The following is a 14,857-nucleotide window of genomic DNA, read 5'->3' as shown; positions in this document are numbered from 1 at the left end:
GGTATAAATGAACTCGATATCGCGATGTAAATAGGTGTTACTACAAAGCCTATCTACGCGTTTAATCTTATGTTTTTCCATGGCTTTGCTCTCAATCTCACGACCAAGACCTGTGATTGAAAGTGAAGCACCGTTCATTGAACTTTCTATTGATGAGAATAAACTTTGTCGGCGAGTTTTGTGCATTAACGGGGTGACAAGGGATAGGCATTTTGATAAAACTTGTTTCGCATTCATGGCATTTACTCGTGGTAATTTTTGTTTGGCGATAAATTTGATCACCAAATGCCATGAATGTTCCTTATTATTTTGCCTATCTCATTATTTCTATTTGTCTTTTTGTGGGGATTCGTCAGGCTCAGAGTCTATATCATATTGGCTTTCAATTTGCTCAAACAGACCCTCTTCGGTAGGGGGAATCACTTTTAATTTTGCAAATGAGTTGCTTGAGAATCAACAAATAACCGCAAGGGGAATTAAACCGTATCTCACTGAAAACTCAGTTTAAAATTATTCACAGAATGACCAACGTTGGTAGTCTCGATGTACCAAAAACTCATCGAAGATTGTTTATGGTGGTATAATGCATAAAGTATATTGCTGCAGTTAAATTAACTATACAATTAGATTGTGCATTGTTGCGCTATTAATTTGACGGCAGGCAGAAAACTGGCGTGACAAACAGGCTGGTAGAAACAAAAACAGAGACCGAAGTCTCTGTTTTATATGAACTGAAGTTATGACTATTTAGTCATGCGTTTGTACTTTAAACGGTGCGGTTCAACAACATCAGTACCCAAGGTATCTTTTAGCCACGTCGAGTATTCGGTGTAGTTACCTTCGTAGAAGTTAACCTTACCTTCGTCGCGGTAATCAAGAATGTGCGTCGCAATTCTATCTAAGAACCAACGGTCATGGGAAATAACCATGGCACAACCTGGAAACTCTAATAACGCTTCCTCAAGTGCACGCAAGGTTTCAACATCTAGATCGTTGGTTGGTTCATCGAGTAGTAATACGTTGCCGCCAGCTTGTAATAACTTAGCCAAATGCACACGATTGCGTTCACCGCCCGATAGAGTGCCGATAATTTTTTGCTGATCGCCACCACGGAAATTAAAGCGGCCTACATAAGCACGGCTTGGGATTTCTGTGTTGTTGATACGCATGATATCTTGGCCTTCAGAGATCTCTTGCCATACCGTATTTTTATCGTTCATTGAATCGCGGAACTGCTCTACTGATGCTATTTGTACTGACTCTCCTAGCTCAACACTGCCGCTATCGGGTTGCTCTGCACCTGAAATCATCTTGAACAGCGTCGACTTACCGGCACCGTTAGCACCGATAATACCGACAATTGCGCCTTTAGGGACTGAGAAGCTTAAATCATCAATCAGTACTCGGTCGCCGTATGATTTAGTCAGGTTATTGATCTCAATAACTTTGTCACCCAAACGTGGCCCTGGTGGAATAAACAGCTCGTTGGTTTCGTTACGCTTTTGGTAATCGTTGGTATTAAGCTCTTCAAAGCGAGCCATACGCGCCTTACCTTTAGACTGGCGCCCTTTAGACCCTTGACGTACCCACTCTAGCTCTTTAGCAATCGTTTTTTGACGAGCGCTTTGGGTGGCAGACTCTTGTTGTAAACGAGCATCTTTTTGCTCTAACCAAGAAGAGTAGTTACCTTCCCACGGGATCCCTTCACCGCGATCGAGCTCCAAAATCCAACCCGCGGCATTATCAAGGAAGTATCTATCGTGGGTAATTGCCACCACAGTACCGGTATAATCTTGTAAAAATCGCTCTAACCAAGCAACAGATTCAGCATCCAAGTGGTTGGTCGGTTCATCGAGTAGCAGCATATCTGGCTTTTCAAGCAATAAGCGACAAATCGCGACCCGGCGTCTTTCACCACCTGAGAGTACTTCAATTTTTTCATCCCAATCTGGTAAGCGAAGTGCATTGGCTGCACGTTCTAATACCACATCAAGGTTATGTGCATCTTGTGACTGGATGATGGCTTCAAGCTGGCCTTGTTCTTTAGCTAGCGCATCGAAATCTGCATCTGGTTCAGCATAAAGAGCATAAACTTCGTCTAAGCGTACCAGTGCGTTTTTAGCATCAGAAACTGCTTCTTCAATCGCTTCGCGCACTGTTTGGGTCGGATCGAGTTTAGGTTCTTGCGGTAAGTAACCAATTTTAAGATCTTGCATTGGTCTAGCTTCACCTTCGATTTCGGTATCGAGGCCGGCCATAATGCGAAGTAGGGTTGATTTACCTGAACCGTTTAGACCCAAAACACCAATTTTGGCACCTGGGAAAAAGCTTAAGGAGATATCTTTTAGAATTTGCTTTTTAGGCGGAACAATCTTGCCCACTCTAAGCATGCTGTATACAAACTGAGCCATTTCATTTCTCTTTGACTGGGAATGGCGACAATTCTACTCGAATCATCACTGAACTTACAGCCGTTATACCTCAACAAAAGTGAAATCAATGAGAGTTCAATAGCTGTTCAGTGGGAATTTAAAGTGGATTAAACACTGCCTTACTGCTCGAGGCTGAACCTCATTATATCGATTTAGTTGAACAAGACTTTGACCGCAGTGGCACGCTGACCACGATTGATGACTGGTCTTTTTCATTTCGTGATGATGGTGATACCCCTACTCATCTGAAGTGCCTTTAATTATTAACATATCGATTATAGTGGGGATTATCCGGTGAACTGCTGACGCTATATCAGCAGACCGAAATGAATTAATAAGTGGTGAATCGACCCATTTTTAGAACAGAGTTTTCTGTGCTTACACTACAAGGTGATGAATCAATAGGGTAAAGGTGTTTTTACTATGTAATACAATCGCTGCGGCCGTTCATGTTTGCAATTTTGACTTCCCTAAACGCTACTCACTATTAAATGCAAGTAATTTCATGTTTCTAATGCTGGGATTGTGATCAATTGCGCTGTATCATACCGCGCAACCCTACTATAAGAATTTACAGCTGGAGTGAATAATGCTGAAAAAAGACATGAATATCGCGGATTACGATCCACAACTGTTTGCAGCGATTGAAGATGAAACTCGTCGTCAAGAAGAGCACATCGAACTCATTGCTTCAGAAAACTATACAAGTCCTCGCGTTATTGAAGCACAAGGTACTCAGCTTACTAACAAGTATGCCGAAGGTTACCCAGGCAAACGTTATTATGGCGGTTGTGAGCATGTAGATATCGTTGAAGAGTTAGCGATTTCACGCGCAAAAGAGTTGTTTGGTGCAACGTACGCAAACGTACAGCCACACTCAGGCTCACAAGCTAATGCGGCAGTGTTCATGGCACTTCTAGAAGGTGGTGATACCGTTCTAGGTATGAGCCTTGCTCATGGTGGTCATTTAACTCACGGTTCACACGTTAGCTTCTCTGGTAAGTTATATAATGCTGTTCAGTACGGTATTGATGAATCAACAGGCAAAATTGATTACGCTGAAGTTGAGCGCTTAGCTGTTGAACATAAGCCTAAAATGATTATTGCAGGTTTCAGTGCATACTCAGGTATCGTTGATTGGGGCAAGTTCCGTGAAATCGCAGATAAAGTCGGTGCTTACTTATTTGTCGATATGGCTCACGTTGCAGGTCTTGTTGCTGCAGGTATCTATCCAAACCCATTGCCGCATGCGCATGTTGTGACAACCACAACGCATAAGACACTAGCAGGCCCACGTGGCGGTTTGATCTTATCAGCCATTAATGACGAAGCTATTTACAAGAAGCTTAACTCTGCTGTATTCCCTGGTGGCCAAGGTGGTCCTTTAATGCATGTTATCGCTGCTAAAGCGGTTGCATTTAAAGAAGCACTTGACCCAGAATTTACAACATACCAAGAGCAAGTAGTTGTTAACGCAAAAGCAATGGCACGCACTTTCATTGAGCGTGGTTATGATGTTGTTTCTGGCGGTACCGATAACCACCTATTCTTGCTTGATTTGATCAGCAAAGATATGACGGGTAAAGATGCTGACGCCGCATTGGGTAACGCAAACATCACGGTTAACAAAAACTCAGTGCCGAATGACCCACGCTCACCATTTGTAACATCTGGTCTGCGTATTGGTTCTCCTGCTATTACCCGTCGTGGTTTTGGTGAACAAGAATCAGTATTACTGACTAACTGGATGTGTGACGTCCTTGATGATATTACTGATCTTGCAGTTAGCGAGCGAGTGAAAGCGCAGGTTCTTGAATTATGCGCTAAGTTCCCTGTTTACGGTTAACCTTAAGCGTTAAATCAGGTAAACTTTAATGGCCGCATTTATGCGGCCATTTTTGTTGGCATTTCAGCCAAATTTGATACCCGTATTTTGTTCCATTTATTAACTGACCGGAGGCCAGATGCATTGTCCATTTTGCAGCGCAACAGACACTAAAGTGATTGACTCGCGACTCGTCGCTGATGGTCATCAAGTACGTCGTCGTAGAGAGTGCGTGCAGTGCCATGAGCGTTATACTACTTTTGAAGGTGCTGAACTTGTTATGCCTCGAGTGGTGAAGCAAGATGGCAGTCGACAGCCTTTCGATGAAGAAAAGCTCCGTGGCGGCATGCTTCGAGCCGTAGAAAAAAGACCGGTATCGATGGATCAAATTGAACAGTCTTTAACTAAGATTAAATCAACACTACGCGCAACCGGCGAACGCGAAGTCAAATCAGAAATGATTGGTAACCTAATGATGGACCAATTGGTTAATCTCGATAAGGTGGCTTATATTCGTTTTGCATCGGTTTATCGCGCGTTTGAAGATGTGTCTGAATTTGGCGAAGCTATCGCGAACTTACAGAAATAGTCATACCCATTTATTATCTAATTGATTAATCGGAACTCGCTACATTATGTGGTCAACTGAAGACAATCAAATGATGAGCCTCGCTATTGAATTAGCACAAAAAGGGCTCTACACCACCAGACCCAATCCGTGTGTTGGCAGCGTTATCGTCAAAGATAGCGTGATTATCGGCGAAGGTTATCATATACGCGCAGGCGGTCCCCACGCTGAAGTTTACGCCCTTAATATGGCGGGGGATGACGCCAAAGGCGCAACAGCCTACGTTACTCTTGAACCCTGTAGCCATTACGGCCGCACCCCTCCTTGTGCTAAAGCACTGATTGACGCCGGAGTGAGCCGCGTTGTCGTTGCGGTTACAGACCCTAATCCGCAAGTATCGGGCCGCGGTATCGCGATGTTACAAGCGGCTGGAATTAAGGTTGATGTTGGTTTACTAACCGATGTTGCTAAGCAGGTTAACCTTGGTTTTTTAAAGCGTATGGAGCAAGGCTTGCCATGGGTAACGGTTAAGTTAGCCGCTAGCCTCGATGGTAAAACGGCATTATCTAACGGTGAGTCAAAATGGATTACAGGTCCTGAAGCTCGAAGGGATGTGCAGCGAGTTCGTGCGAGACACTGCGCTTTGATCACTGGCGTTGAAACGGTCTTAGCTGATAACCCTAGTTTAAATGTCCGTCACAGTGAATTAGGTTCTTTAGCAAATGAGATCGCACCAGCAGAAGTGCACCAGCCTTTACGTGTAATATTAGATAGCCAAGCTAGGCTGGGGGCTACGTTGAAAATGTTTAGTGTTACTAGCCCAATATTGCTTGTGAGCACTCGCGACTATCCGGAATCTGTAAAGTCAGAATGGCCTGCTCATGTGAGTCATCAAGTGTTGCCAGCTACAGATAATCGAGTGGATCTTAAAGCTTTACTCTCTCTGTTAGGTAAAACCTGTAATTCAGTGCTAGTGGAGGCTGGAGCCACGCTTGCCGGTGCGTTTGTAGCAAGTCATGCTGTCGATGAGATTATTTTATATCAAGCGATGAAGATACTAGGCGGTGGCGGTAGAGATCTACTCGCGCTGCCCGATTTCGAGAAAATGTCCGAAATCCCAAGTATTGATGTAATAGATGAACGAAAAGTGGGTAAAGATACCCGCTTAACATTAAGAATGAGTAACTAACCTTATGTTTACTGGAATTATTGAATCGGTAGGTCATCTGCGTAAAGTAGAACGCCGTGGTGATGACATTAGATTAACGGTCGCAAGTGCAAAACTTGATCTGTCGGATGTAAAGCTAGGTGATAGTATTGCGACAAACGGTGTGTGTTTAACGGTTGTAGAGCGTCTAGCTGATGGTTATGTTGCCGATATATCTGCCGAAACCGTTAGCTTAACTGGCTTTGCTCATTACGCCGTTGGTACTGCTGTAAACCTAGAGAAAGCGGTTACACCAACAACCCGTCTTGGTGGGCATATGGTTAGTGGCCATGTTGATGGAATTGCCCGTGTAGATGACAGGCAAGTGCGAGGCCAAGCCATAGAATTTTGGCTGACGCCTGCTGCTGAGCTCGGTCGCTACATTGCGCATAAAGGTTCAATCACAATCGATGGTGTCAGCTTGACGGTTAATGAAGTGCAAGGGCATCGTTTTAGATTGACCATCGTGCCTCATACCGCAGGCGAAACAACGTTAATAAATTTGAAGGCAGGGGATAGTGTCAATATCGAAGTTGATCTTATTGCCCGTCACTTAGAAAGGTTGATGAGCTATTCATCAGAGCAGCAAGCAGAGCAACCTAAGTCAGAAGTTACTATGGATTTGTTAGCTCGCTCAGGTTTTTTAAGATAAAAACTGGCTTAAGACTATTTTAACGATAGAATTTGTCATTAGAAAATCCTACAAAATAATCATTACATTTATTTACTGCTGTGCCACAAGCGGCTTATTGATTAGCGACCTCAGCTAACGCAGTAATACAAAAATAAAGGTCTAAACATGGCGTTACATAGTATAGAAGAGATCATTGAAGATATTCGTCTAGGTAAGATGGTTATCTTGATGGATGATGAAGACAGAGAAAATGAAGGCGACCTTATTATGGCTGCTGACATGGTGACGCCTGAGGCTGTTAACTTTATGGCTACCTTCGGCCGTGGTCTTATTTGCCAGACATTAACCAAAGAGCGCTGCCAGCAGTTAAATCTTCCGCTGATGGTGACAAATAATAATGCACAGTTTTCAACTAACTTTACCGTGTCTATTGAAGCGGCTGAGGGTGTTACAACCGGAATATCAGCTCAAGATCGTGCAGTGACTGTTAAAGCGGCTGTCGGTAAAGATGCAAAGCCTGCTGATATCGTTCAACCAGGTCATATTTTTCCATTGATGGCGCAAGAGGGCGGGGTGCTTATTCGCGCTGGTCACACTGAAGCTGGCTGTGATTTGGCAAGGCTTGCAGGCTTTGAAGCATCATCAGTTATCGTTGAGATTCTAAACGACGACGGCACAATGGCGCGTCGTCCCGATCTTGAAATCTTTGCTGAAAAGCACGGTTTAAAGATGGGCACCATTGCTGACTTAATTGAGTATCGCAACACGAAAGAGACCAGTGTGGTCCGTGAAGCACAGTGTAAGTTACCGACTCGTTTTGGCGAGTTTGATATGCTCACTTTCCGTGACACTATCGATAACCAATTACATTATGTGTTAGTTAAAGGTCCTGTTACCGAGAATGCTCTGGTTCGTGTTCACCTACAAAATACCTTTAACGACTTATTGCATTCTGAGCGTGATCAGCAGCGTAGCTGGCCGTTAGAGAAGGCAATGCAGCGTATTGGTGATGAAGGCGGTGTGCTTGTGTTGCTTGGTCATCAAGAGCATAGCAGTGATATTTTAGCTAAAGTTAAAGCATTCGAAGCTGAAGATAACGGCAGCGCACCTATTACAGCTAAGTGGCAGGGTACGTCTCGCCAAGTTGGTGTTGGCTCTCAAATACTCGCTAATGTGGGTGTAACGTCTATGCGTCTGTTGAGTTCACCAAAGCGTTACCACTCACTCTCTGGCTTTGGTCTAGAAGTGACTGAATATATAGCAGAATAAATTTTGCTCGCGGTGATTATTATTGCCCGAGGTACAATTTCACACTTTTCTTATAAATTGCATAGGGATCAGCGTTAGTGGCTGTGGTATCATACCGCCTCTTCCGCCCCCATGCTGGGTAATTAAGCTAATTTAGGTAAGATAAATGAACGTAGTTCAAGGTAATATCGAATCGAAAAACGCAAAAATTGCGATCGTAGTTTCACGTTTCAACAGCTTTGTAGTAGATAGTTTGCTTGATGGTGCGGTAGACACTCTAAAGCGTTTTGGTCAAGTTGCAGATGAAAACATCACTGTAATTAAAGTGCCTGGCGCTGTTGAACTGCCACTTGCTGCCCGTCGTGTTGCGGCAAGCGGAAAATTTGACGGAATAATCTCACTTGGTGCGGTTATCCGTGGTGGTACACCTCATTTTGATTTTGTTGCAGGCGAATGTAATAAAGGGTTAGCTCAAGTTGCACTTGAGTATGATATTCCTGTTTCATTCGGCGTTTTAACCACAGATACCATTGAACAAGCTATTGAGCGTTCAGGTACTAAAGCAGGTAACAAAGGCGGTGAAGCTGCTTTGGGTCTGCTAGAGATGGTTAACGTTTTGCAAGCACTTGAAGAACAGCTGTAATTTAGGACAATTTAATGAAGCCTTCAGAGCGCCGAAAGGCACGTCGTTTAGCGGTTCAGGCCATTTACTCTTGGCAGCTAAGTGGCAACAATATTGCTGACGTTGAGCATGAGTTTCTAACTGAACAAAATGTTGATGGTGTCGATATAGCTTACTTTCGTGAGCTATTAGGTGGCGTCGCAACAAAGAAAAGCCAATTGGATGAGCTTATCACTCCATTTTTGGTTCGTCCTATGGATGAAGTTGATCCGGTTGAGAAAGCGATTGTACGCTTAGCGACTTATGAATTGACTTTCCGTAAAGATGTTCCATATAAGGTAGCGATTAACGAAGCTATCGAGCTTGCCAAATCATTCGGCGCTGAAGATGGACATAAGTTCGTTAACGGTATTCTGGATAAGTTAGTAGCAAGAACTAAATAGTCAAAACGGCATCTTCGGATGCCGTTTTTGTATGGCTAAAAGAGCACCTTTGTTGCATAGCTCGTGGCGAGTACCAATCAGTATATAAATTTGAATACTCGGCTTTAATGAGTGTTTTTAGGCCTAGTTTAGCGCTGAATGAACGCATAATGGCATAGCCATTATGTCATCCATTGGTCTTGAATTAGTTCGCGAGAAATACTCTGAGTCGACCAAGTTCTTATACTGATTGGTATGATATGGCACCACTAGGTTACCGCTATTGGAATAGTTGCGATCCCCGATGACTATTTGGTTCTCTTTTTATCCGCCCACTTTTATATTGTGATTGGTATTGTGAAAGAATTTCAATTAATCGAAAGCTTTTTTACTGGGCGTGCCCAGTCTCGAAAAGACGTGGCAGTCGGCATCGGCGATGACTGCGCTATTGTTGAGCCTGCTGTTAATAAGTCTGTAGCGATATCTTGTGACACGCTAGTAGAAAACGTGCACTTTTTCCCAGATATGCCTGCTGATGCACTGGGATACAAATCTCTGGCGGTTAACTTGTCTGACCTTGCTTCTATGGGAGCGGAACCTGCTTGGATGACATTGGCGCTTACTCTACCTGAGGTTGACGAAAGTTGGCTGGCGGATTTCAGTTCTGGTATGTTTGAAATTGCTGAGTATTACGGTGTTGCGTTAGTGGGCGGTGATACGACTCGCGGGCCTCGCTCAATCACCATTACGATCAATGGCCAAGTACCTAAGCACACCGGTCTGACACGCAGTGGTGCAAAAAATGGTGACTGGATCTATGTTACGGGTACTCTAGGCGATTCAGCATTAGGCTTGGATCTGCTGCGGGACAAAGCACAGTGTAATGAGGCTGATAGAGCGTACCTTGTCAATCGCCATTACCGACCGACGCCAAGGGTGTTAGCGGGACAAGCACTACGAACCTTAGCTTCAAGCGCTATCGATATCTCTGATGGTTTAGTCTCTGATATACAGCATGTACTAAAAGCTTCTAATATTGGTGCTATGGTCAACGTCGATAAATTGCCTTTATCTAAAGAGTTGAAAGCCAATGTCACTGAAGAGATGGCATTGAGTTACGCTTTAACCGGCGGTGAAGATTATGAACTACTCTTTACTGTTTCTGAGGCGCAAAAGGGCGCATTAGAAATTGCATTGGCTGAAACGGGCGTTAAGTTTACTCAAATTGGCCAAGTATGTACTGGTGGTAAGCTGAATTTGCTGTTAGATAACCAGCCATTCGAACCTATTAACCTTGGATTTGAGCACTTTAATTGATGGATTTACTCTCAAAAGATAAAGCAGTGGCTAAGCTTTCCCTTAAGAACCCAATCCACTTTTTAGCATTGGGCTTTGGCTCCGGTTTAGCAGCAAAAGCGCCTGGCACGTTTGGCACCATCGCCGCGATCCCTGTCTTTTTACTTATGGCACCATTAAGCCTACCTTGGTACATAGGGCTTACGTTATTTAGTGTGTTAATTGGCTTTTATATCTGTGATAAAGCCGCTAAAGACATGGGCGTTCATGATCATGGCGCGATTGTATGGGATGAAATAGCAGGTTTACTCATTACCATGATTGCAGCCCCAGCTGGCTGGCAATGGTTGTTAGCCGGTTTTGTATTGTTCCGCTTTTTCGATATTTTGAAACCTTGGCCAATCCGTTGGCTTGACGCTAAAGTACATGGTGGTTTCGGTATTATGATTGATGACGTACTAGCGGGTATATTCTCGCTTATCTGTTTGCAAGTGGCCGCTTACTACTTGATTTAATCAAGTTTAGGGCATTAAAAAAGGAGCTTATTAGCTCCTTTTTTAATGCCCTAAACTTTCCAATGGCACTTAGTCCAATGGCATTTAGCTTAGCAGTAGCTCTTTAGCGTTAGCCAAGGTGTTGCTAGTTATGGTATCGCCGCCTAATAAGCGCGCCAGTTCTTCAACGCGTTGCTCTTTATCTAACTGCACCATTGAGGTTTCTGTCTTCCCCGCTTTGCTGCTTTTGTTTACAAACATATGTTGATGACCGTTACCAGCAACCTGCGGTAAATGGGTGACACAAAATACTTGTGTGGACTCGCCTAGACTACGCAACATTCGGCCGACAACTGCCGCTGTTGGACCTGAGATCCCTACATCAACTTCATCAAAAATTAGTGTCGGTGTCGCTACTTTCTTAGCGGTTATCACTTGAATTCCAAGCCCTATACGAGACAGTTCACCACCAGAGGCAACTTTTGCTATTGGTTGTAAAGGTTGTCCGGGATTGGTGGTGACTAAAAACTCTATTCCATCACAGCCGTGTGGGCTAATAACGCTTTCATTAAAGTTGACCGCAATACTGAACTTTCCTTTGGGCATACTCAGTTCATGTATTGATTGGGTGACCTTTTTATCTAGCTCTTTAGCGTAACGATTGCGGCTTTGGCTTAGTTTTCTTGCGTGGTTTAAGTAGGCTTGCTGGCTATTACCGAGTTGATTACGGATCTCATCAAGCTTATCTTCATCGGAATCTAAGTCATTAAGCTCTGTTAATAGAGCCTGATGATGAGCATATAGTTCCGCGGCGTTGACATGGTGCTTGCGTGCTAATTGCAACGCCTTAGATATGCGCAACTCTAACTGCTCAAAGTATTCAGGATCTAACTCTAAGCCATCTAAATAACGTTCAAGTTCGCTACTGGATTCTTGCACTTGGATCAGCGCTTCATTTAGCATGGCAACGACACTGCCGAGTTCAGCATCATAGCTCTCTAAATCTTGGCCCTGGCTGATAGAAGTATTGAGCAGAGACTCTACACTGCCTTGATCATTTTCTTGCAATATCTGTAACTGACTGCGGCACAGCTCTATGAGTGCAGTGCTGTTGGCAAGCTTTTTATGTTCGGCTTCAATGGTCTCAAATTCACCTTCGCTAATGGCAAACTCGTTAAGCTCTTCCACCTGATATTGCAGTAATTGCTTACGCGCCAATCTTTCGTGTTGAGCAAGCTCTAGCTGCTGCAGCTCTTTCTCTATCGTTTTACAGCGGTGATAACTTGCTGAAACCGAATCGAGCAGCATTTTATGGTTGGCATAGCTATCGAGCAATGTAAGCTGGTGCTCACTTTTAAGCATTGCATGGTGAGCATGTTGGCCATGGATCCCGATAAGCAGTTGGCCTAGAGATTTAATTTGGGCTAGTGGTACTGGATTACCATTAATGTATGCGCGAGAGCGTCCATCACTATTAATCGTACGCCTTAAGATGCACTCATTGTCTAGTTCGAGATCATGGTCCTCTAACCAGCGTTTAGCCAGAGGAATATCAGATAGGGAGAAGCGAGCACTAACCTCAGCTTTTGTGGCACCGGGCCTAATAGTATTGGCGTCAGCTCGATTGCCCAGACATAGGCCTAATGCATCAATCGCAATAGATTTACCCGCACCAGTTTCACCGGTAATACTGGTCATTCCGGCTTTAAAATCGAGTTCTAAAAAACGCACAATAGCAAAATTGTTAATGCTGAGTTGGCAAAGCATAGTGATGTCCTATCCAAAACACTGTATTTATAAACAGTATATACTGTTTTTCTATACAGTAAACTATTTGTTGCTAAATCAATCAATGTTTAACTTTTTACGATTGATTGAATATTAATATTTAATCTTTTCAGGGTGTTGTGCCATTAAATAGTATCCAAGCCATAGTGAAAATATATAGCCAGATTATAGCTCATAGTTAATCTAGTCGATGACACTGTACTTAGTTGCTGTTGTAGTAGCATCGAAAAATCGGTGTTAGTTAACTTTAGCCGAGCAACAATGCTTCTAATAACGGCAAACTTATGAAGGTCACAAGCGTGCCAAATAGTATTCCTTGAGCACTGGTTATCACTAGAGTGTTATAACGCTGGGCGAGTAAGTAAACACTTGCAGCCGTCGGCAGCGCCGCAAGCATAACGCCCATCGAAATTAACTGTGAGTCTACCTTTAAGCTGGTCATCAGCAGGAAAGTGATACAAGGCTGTATGAACAACTTAACCATGTTTACTGCGCTGATATCAATCAACTGTTGATAATTAATAAGCTGCTTTGATGTTTGATGTTGTGCAGATTTGGCTAATACCATACCTATAGCAAATAGTGCACAGGGACTTGATGTCATACCGAGTTGCTTAATCATAAGCGCCAGACTATCCGGCAAGGTCACAGTCATTGCAGATAGGCTTATCCCGATAACGCTGCCGACGACAATGGGGTTTCTAATTAAGGCGAGAGTAACGATTTTTAATGCCGAAGTCTGATTGTTGCTGCCTAAGACTTCTAAAGACACCAAAGCAAGGGCAAAAATTAACACCGACAATAGGCTGGCAATCGCTGCTGCGGCCAACGCAACTTGATTACCAGGAAATAGTATTGCCATGAGTGGCATACCGATGAAAGCGGTGTTGCCAAAGGTGGCATTAAGCGCTCGCATGGTCGCGACGGCTTTTTGAGTAGGGCTTGCAAGCAATGAGACGGCAAATGTTATGACGTAGCTAATTAGCATCGCAACGCTAAACCCTGCAATATATCCCCAGTGGAGTATGTCGTTGATAGGGGTTTGCGCAAGCGTGATAAGCATGATGGCCGGAAACGCAATATAATAAACATATTGGTTTAATACTTGGTCTGTCTCCAAGGGTAATAACTTTGTTTTTTGTACCAAAGTTCCTATCAACATAATGCCAAATACGGCGAGGAGCGGCGTCAATACTGCTGGCATGCTTTCTCTTCACTTGGGGATAATATGCGTTAATTACGGCTAACATTGAGCTAGAACATTATCATAGTTGCACTTTGGTATACTATTGACCTTAGGTCGTAGCCGCTCGTCACTTTATGTTTTAAACGCTAGGGTTTTATCGATGAATAGCAATTTAGGATTGGAACTACAGCTGATCTACCAATTTGTTCACTTAGTTAATGCAGGAAGCTTTTCCCAAGCAGCGAAAGAGCTTGAGATGCCAATTGCAACGGTGAGCCGTAAACTGACAAAATTGGAAACTCTGCTCGATAAACAACTTTTAATGCGTAATACGCGTAAGCTACGCTTGACCGAGGAGGGAATAGCACTGTTCCAGCAGTATCAGGCTATTGTGTCTCAGTTTGATAGCATTCGTGGCGCAGCGATCGATACGCCTGAAGGCACCCTTCGGATTGCAGCGCCAGTGTCAATTATCTCGATGATATTCATACATGCTATTAATGAGTTTTGTGAGAAGTACCCTGATATTCAGTTGCATATTGTGCAAAACAATAACGTGATTGATTTGATTGATGAAGGTGTTGATGTTGCCATCGTTGGTGGTACTCAGCCCGATTCATCTTGGATCTCAAGCTCTCTTGGCGTGCTTAACTACGGTTTATTCGCATCGCCTGATTATATTGCAAGTGCCGCTCCTTTTACTCACCCTAGCGAACTGGATAATCATGCATTAATCAAAGTATGGCCTCTTTTTAACTGGACGCTTAAGCACCCATCAGGAGAGAACTTTTACTATGATGGACCCGCTAAGTTAACATTGAGTGAGCTTAATGGTGCAGTCAGAGCGGCTGTGGATAATGGGGGAATACTGTATGGTCCTGCGCTTTTTGTAAAAAATGAGCTCAACTCTGGTCAGTTACAGAGCTTATTGCCAGAGTGGATTGGAGAAAAAAGACGGATTTCGATCTTATATCATCAGCGTAGTCATCAGCCGTTAAAGGTAAAGCTGTTTATTGAGTTTATGCATTCGAAAGCGGAGCAGCTGTTCTCAATGGAAAGTAAATAGCCTGATTAACAATAACTACGAGCAATAAAAAAGCCGTTCAGTGAACGGCTTTTTAGTATTGTCTTTTGT

13 protein-coding genes and 1 pseudogene are annotated in these 14,857 nt (G+C 43.6%); 10 read left to right on the top strand and 4 right to left on the bottom strand.

All coding sequences use genetic code 11. The features are described from left to right. Both K5R16_RS17230 and ettA read right to left on the bottom strand, forming a co-directional pair. Positions 1-237, bottom strand: a pseudogene (locus K5R16_RS17230) (IS4 family transposase); the annotation flags it as partial. A gap of 506 nt (positions 238-743) precedes the next feature. Then, positions 744-2,411 carry an energy-dependent translational throttle protein EttA gene (ettA, locus tag K5R16_RS17225; protein ID WP_220738949.1) on the bottom strand — a complete coding sequence of 556 codons (1,668 nt, stop codon included), beginning with the start codon at positions 2,409-2,411 and terminating at the stop codon, positions 744-746. 610 nt (positions 2,412-3,021) lie between these two features. On the opposite strand from ettA, the gene glyA reads away from it, so the two are divergent. The 9 genes from glyA (at position 3,022) to K5R16_RS17180 (ending at position 10,769) form a co-directional block, all read left to right on the top strand. Continuing rightward, complete coding sequence (gene glyA / locus K5R16_RS17220; protein ID WP_220738947.1) at positions 3,022-4,278, top strand: serine hydroxymethyltransferase; 1,257 nt, start codon at positions 3,022-3,024, stop codon at positions 4,276-4,278. A 118-nt stretch (positions 4,279-4,396) separates the two neighbouring features. Continuing rightward, positions 4,397-4,846, top strand: coding sequence for a transcriptional regulator NrdR (gene nrdR, locus K5R16_RS17215; RefSeq protein ID WP_020911503.1), 450 nt, complete (start codon positions 4,397-4,399; stop codon positions 4,844-4,846). Positions 4,847-4,892: 46 nt separating this feature from the next. Beyond that, positions 4,893-6,014 carry a bifunctional diaminohydroxyphosphoribosylaminopyrimidine deaminase/5-amino-6-(5-phosphoribosylamino)uracil reductase RibD gene (gene ribD, locus K5R16_RS17210; protein ID WP_220738945.1) on the top strand — a complete coding sequence of 374 codons (1,122 nt, stop codon included), beginning with the start codon at positions 4,893-4,895 and terminating at the stop codon, positions 6,012-6,014. A 4-nt stretch (positions 6,015-6,018) separates the two neighbouring features. Next, complete coding sequence (locus K5R16_RS17205; protein ID WP_220738943.1) at positions 6,019-6,684, top strand: riboflavin synthase; 666 nt, start codon at positions 6,019-6,021, stop codon at positions 6,682-6,684. A 147-nt stretch (positions 6,685-6,831) separates the two neighbouring features. Beyond that, positions 6,832-7,935 (top strand): bifunctional 3,4-dihydroxy-2-butanone-4-phosphate synthase/GTP cyclohydrolase II, encoded by a 1,104-nt coding sequence (gene ribBA / locus K5R16_RS17200; RefSeq protein ID WP_220738941.1) that lies wholly within the window; start codon positions 6,832-6,834, stop codon positions 7,933-7,935. Positions 7,936-8,080: 145 nt separating this feature from the next. Further along, the gene (gene ribE, locus K5R16_RS17195) at positions 8,081-8,557 is read left to right on the top strand and encodes a 6,7-dimethyl-8-ribityllumazine synthase (RefSeq protein ID WP_220738939.1); all 477 of its coding nucleotides are present in this window, start codon (positions 8,081-8,083) and stop codon (positions 8,555-8,557) included. 14 nt (positions 8,558-8,571) lie between these two features. Continuing rightward, positions 8,572-8,979: a transcription antitermination factor NusB gene (nusB, locus tag K5R16_RS17190; RefSeq protein ID WP_220738937.1), complete on the top strand. Its 408-nt coding sequence runs from the start codon at positions 8,572-8,574 to the stop codon at positions 8,977-8,979. Positions 8,980-9,315: 336 nt separating this feature from the next. Further along, entirely contained in the window at positions 9,316-10,275 is a 960-nt protein-coding gene (gene thiL / locus K5R16_RS17185) for a thiamine-phosphate kinase (RefSeq protein ID WP_220738935.1), read from the top strand. After that, positions 10,275-10,769, top strand: coding sequence for a phosphatidylglycerophosphatase A (locus tag K5R16_RS17180; protein ID WP_220738933.1), 495 nt, complete (start codon positions 10,275-10,277; stop codon positions 10,767-10,769). Before thiL ends, K5R16_RS17180 begins: the two co-directional genes overlap by 1 nt. Positions 10,770-10,853: 84 nt before the next feature. On the opposite strand, the gene recN is transcribed toward K5R16_RS17180, so the two are convergent. Both recN and K5R16_RS17170 read right to left on the bottom strand, forming a co-directional pair. Beyond that, positions 10,854-12,515: a DNA repair protein RecN gene (recN, locus tag K5R16_RS17175; protein WP_220738931.1), complete on the bottom strand. Its 1,662-nt coding sequence runs from the start codon at positions 12,513-12,515 to the stop codon at positions 10,854-10,856. Between the two features lie 268 nt (positions 12,516-12,783). Next, positions 12,784-13,740, bottom strand: a complete 957-nt coding sequence (locus tag K5R16_RS17170) for an AEC family transporter (RefSeq protein WP_220738930.1) — start codon at positions 13,738-13,740, stop codon at positions 12,784-12,786. A 142-nt stretch (positions 13,741-13,882) separates the two neighbouring features. On the opposite strand from K5R16_RS17170, the gene K5R16_RS17165 reads away from it, so the two are divergent. Continuing rightward, positions 13,883-14,788: a LysR family transcriptional regulator gene (locus K5R16_RS17165; RefSeq protein WP_220738928.1), complete on the top strand. Its 906-nt coding sequence runs from the start codon at positions 13,883-13,885 to the stop codon at positions 14,786-14,788. Positions 14,789-14,857: the final 69 nt, after the last annotated feature.

Origin of the sequence: Shewanella sp. c952, from assembly GCF_019654975.1 — a bacterium.
Classification (GTDB): domain Bacteria; phylum Pseudomonadota; class Gammaproteobacteria; order Enterobacterales; family Shewanellaceae; genus Shewanella.
Note: the sequence above shows the minus strand (reverse complement) of the source record. Positions and strands in the feature narration are given on the sequence as shown.

What these genes read in the sequence shown, in the direction of transcription:
- ettA (WP_220738949.1), bottom strand. Translation starts at nt 2,411, where the DNA reads ATGGCTCAGTTTGTATACAGCATGCTTAGAGTGGGCAAGATTGTTCCG.
- glyA (WP_220738947.1), top strand. Translation starts at nt 3,022, where the DNA reads ATGCTGAAAAAAGACATGAATATCGCGGATTACGATCCACAACTGTTT.
- nrdR (WP_020911503.1), top strand. Translation starts at nt 4,397, where the DNA reads ATGCATTGTCCATTTTGCAGCGCAACAGACACTAAAGTGATTGACTCG.
- ribD (WP_220738945.1), top strand. Translation starts at nt 4,893, where the DNA reads ATGTGGTCAACTGAAGACAATCAAATGATGAGCCTCGCTATTGAATTA.
- K5R16_RS17205 (WP_220738943.1), top strand. Translation starts at nt 6,019, where the DNA reads ATGTTTACTGGAATTATTGAATCGGTAGGTCATCTGCGTAAAGTAGAA.
- ribBA (WP_220738941.1), top strand. Translation starts at nt 6,832, where the DNA reads ATGGCGTTACATAGTATAGAAGAGATCATTGAAGATATTCGTCTAGGT.
- ribE (WP_220738939.1), top strand. Translation starts at nt 8,081, where the DNA reads ATGAACGTAGTTCAAGGTAATATCGAATCGAAAAACGCAAAAATTGCG.
- nusB (WP_220738937.1), top strand. Translation starts at nt 8,572, where the DNA reads ATGAAGCCTTCAGAGCGCCGAAAGGCACGTCGTTTAGCGGTTCAGGCC.
- K5R16_RS17180 (WP_220738933.1), top strand. Translation starts at nt 10,275, where the DNA reads ATGGATTTACTCTCAAAAGATAAAGCAGTGGCTAAGCTTTCCCTTAAG.
- recN (WP_220738931.1), bottom strand. Translation starts at nt 12,515, where the DNA reads ATGCTTTGCCAACTCAGCATTAACAATTTTGCTATTGTGCGTTTTTTA.
- K5R16_RS17170 (WP_220738930.1), bottom strand. Translation starts at nt 13,740, where the DNA reads ATGCCAGCAGTATTGACGCCGCTCCTCGCCGTATTTGGCATTATGTTG.
- K5R16_RS17165 (WP_220738928.1), top strand. Translation starts at nt 13,883, where the DNA reads ATGAATAGCAATTTAGGATTGGAACTACAGCTGATCTACCAATTTGTT.